The sequence below is a fragment of the Variovorax sp. 01T439_2 genome, from assembly GCF_056398445.1.
On the sequence record NZ_JBFTPJ010000882.1, the window covers coordinates 1 to 2,478 of the forward strand.

Annotated in this window: 3 protein-coding genes and 1 pseudogene; 1 reads left to right on the top strand and 3 read right to left on the bottom strand. The window is 68.3% G+C overall.

Going from position 1 to position 2,478, the window contains the following annotated elements:
- Together AC1DOC_RS29210 and lexA are read right to left on the bottom strand one after the other, a co-directional pair.
- Positions 1–186, bottom strand: a pseudogene (locus AC1DOC_RS29210) (hypothetical protein); the annotation flags it as partial.
- A gap of 128 nt (positions 187–314) precedes the next feature.
- Positions 315–998, bottom strand: coding sequence for a transcriptional repressor LexA (gene lexA / locus AC1DOC_RS29215; protein ID WP_478131073.1), 684 nt, complete (start codon positions 996–998; stop codon positions 315–317).
- Between the two features lie 73 nt (positions 999–1,071).
- Between lexA and AC1DOC_RS29220 the strand changes: the two genes are divergently transcribed.
- Complete coding sequence (locus AC1DOC_RS29220; protein WP_478131074.1) at positions 1,072–2,061, top strand: asparaginase; 990 nt, start codon at positions 1,072–1,074, stop codon at positions 2,059–2,061.
- A 27-nt stretch (positions 2,062–2,088) separates the two neighbouring features.
- Here the strand turns inward: AC1DOC_RS29220 and AC1DOC_RS29225 are convergent.
- A partial coding sequence (locus AC1DOC_RS29225) for a nucleoside monophosphate kinase (protein ID WP_478131075.1) occupies positions 2,089–2,478 on the bottom strand: 390 nt, incomplete at its 5' end.

Genomic DNA, 2,478 nt, shown 5'->3' on the forward strand with positions numbered 1-2,478 from the left:
CGGCCGGACCGCGACGTAGCGCAACCCGGCGGATGTGCCGGCGGTCGGCCGGACCGCGACGTAGCGCAACCCGGCGGATGTGCCGGCGGTGTCGCGGCGGGCCGGGCGGCGCGCCGGCAGCAGCCGGCTTGCAAGCGATTGCAGCGGCATCCACAAATCAGCGATGGCGAGGAGGGCGATTCCCATGTGAACTCCAAAAAAGTCTGAGGTTGAACACAGGCAGGATTTCTTTGAATGGACGCAACAGGGTGATGGCGACAAAGCGCCATACGCCCGCCACCTGTTGCGGCCGGATGGGGTGCAGGCCGCGCGGCCTACATCAGCATGGTGTTGCGGATGAGGCCCACCGCCAGGCCTTCGATCTCGAAGGGCTCGCCGGGCTGGACCACGATGGTCGGGTAGTCGGGGTTTTCGGCATGCAGCTCGATGACCTGCTTGTTGCGCTTGAGGCGCTTGACCGTGACCTCGTCGCCGAGGCGGGCCACCACGATCTGGCCGTTGCGCGCCTCCTTGGTGGCCTGGACCGCGAGCAGGTCGCCGTCSAKGATGCCGGCATCGCGCATGGACATGCCGCGCACCTTGAGCAGGTAGTCGGGCTGGCGCTGGAACAGCGTGTTCTCGACGTAGTAGGTCTGGTCGACGTGCTCTTGCGCGAGGATTGGCGAGCCCGCCGCCACGCGGCCGATGAGGGGCAGCGCGAGCTGCGACATGCCGGGCAGCGAGAGGGAGAACTGGCCGCCTTCGCGGTGGCGCGTCTCGTTGAGCGAACGCAGCGCGTCGCCCTTGAGCCGGATGCCGCGCGAAGTGCCGCTCACGAGTTCGATGACGCCCTTGCGGGCCAGGGCCTGCAGGTGCTCCTCGGCGGCATTGGCCGACTTGAAACCCAGCTCATTGGCGATTTCGGCCCGCGTGGGCGGCGCGCCGGTACGGGCGATGGCGCTCTGGATCAAGTCCAGGATCTGCTGCTGGCGGGCGGTAAGCTTCACGGCGAACTGCATATGTGGTTCCTTGCGGCACTGGCTGAATATCCAGTACCTGTATTTTTAACCAGTTTTTAAAAGTTGGCAACCCATGGTTAATTCCCTTCCCTCCGGCCTGCGGCGCATCGTGGTCCTGGGCACCGGCGGCACCATCGCAGGCCGGGCCGCGAGCGGTGCCGACAACATCGGCTACACCGCCGGAGAAGTGGGTGTGGCGGACCTGCTCGGCGGCATCGATGCGCCCGCAGGCGTGGCGCTCGTGGCGGAGCAGGTGGCGCAGCTCGACAGCAAGGACATGGCTTTCGACGTCTGGCTGCAGCTCGCCAGGCGCTGCGCCTCCTGGCTGGCCGAGGCCGACGTGGCGGGCGTGGTGATCACGCACGGCACCGACACCATCGAGGAAACGGCTTTCTTCCTCCAGGCGGTGCTTGCGRCCGGCAAGCCCGTGGTGCTGACCTGCGCCATGCGCCCGGCCAGTTCGCTTTCGCCCGACGGTCCGCAGAACCTGCGCGATGCCATCGCCGTGGCGGCCACGCCGGCGGCGCACGGCGTGACGGTGGTCTGCGCGGGTGCCATCCACGGCGCGCTCGATGTGCAGAAGGTGCACACCTACCGCCCGGACGCTTTTTCATCGGGCGATGCCGGGCCGGTCGGTTATGTGGAAGAGGGTGCAGTGCGGCGCCTGCGCGATTGGCCGCAGGCGGTGGGCGGGGCCTCGAAGATTCCCGAAGCGAAGGCGGGGGCAACCGTGCGCTGGCCGCGCGTGGAGATCGTCACCAGCCATGCGGGTGCAAGCGGCGCGCTCGTCGACCTGCTGCTGCAGGAGCGGGCATCGGGCGTTGCCGAGCCGGTTCGCGGGCTGGTCGTGGCCGCGACCGGCAATGGCACGGTGCACCATGCGCTGGAGGCGGCGGCGCTGCGGGCTCAGGATGCCGGCGTGGCGGTGCTGCGTGCGACCCGCTGCGCAAACGGACGCATCCTGCCGAAGCCCGGCGATCCGCTGCGGGACGCCGGTGCGCTCACGCCCGTCAAGGCGCGCATCGCGCTGATGCTGGAACTGATGGAAACAGCGGCCGCCTGAACGGCGGCCGCGCGCAGCCGACGAGATTCAGCTGCTGAGGGCCGCGAGTGCGCGCTGCTTGATCTCTTCGACGCTGCCCACGCCCTGGATGGCGCGGTACTTCGGCGCCGAGGCCGGATCGGCCTTGGCCCAGGCCGAGTAGTAGTCGACCAGCGGACGCGTCTGCTGGCTGTAGACCTCGAGCCGCTTGCGCACGGTTTCTTCCTCGTCGTCCTTGCGCTGGATCAGGTCTTCGCCCGTGATGTCGTCCTTGCCTTCGACCTTGGGCGGGTTGAACTTGACGTGGTAGGTGCGGCCCGACGCAGGGTGCGAGCGGCGGCCGCTCATGCGTTCGATGATGTCGCTGAACGGCACGTCGATTTCGAGCACGTAGTCGAGCTTGACGCCGGCCGCCTTCATGGCGTCGGCCTGCGGAAT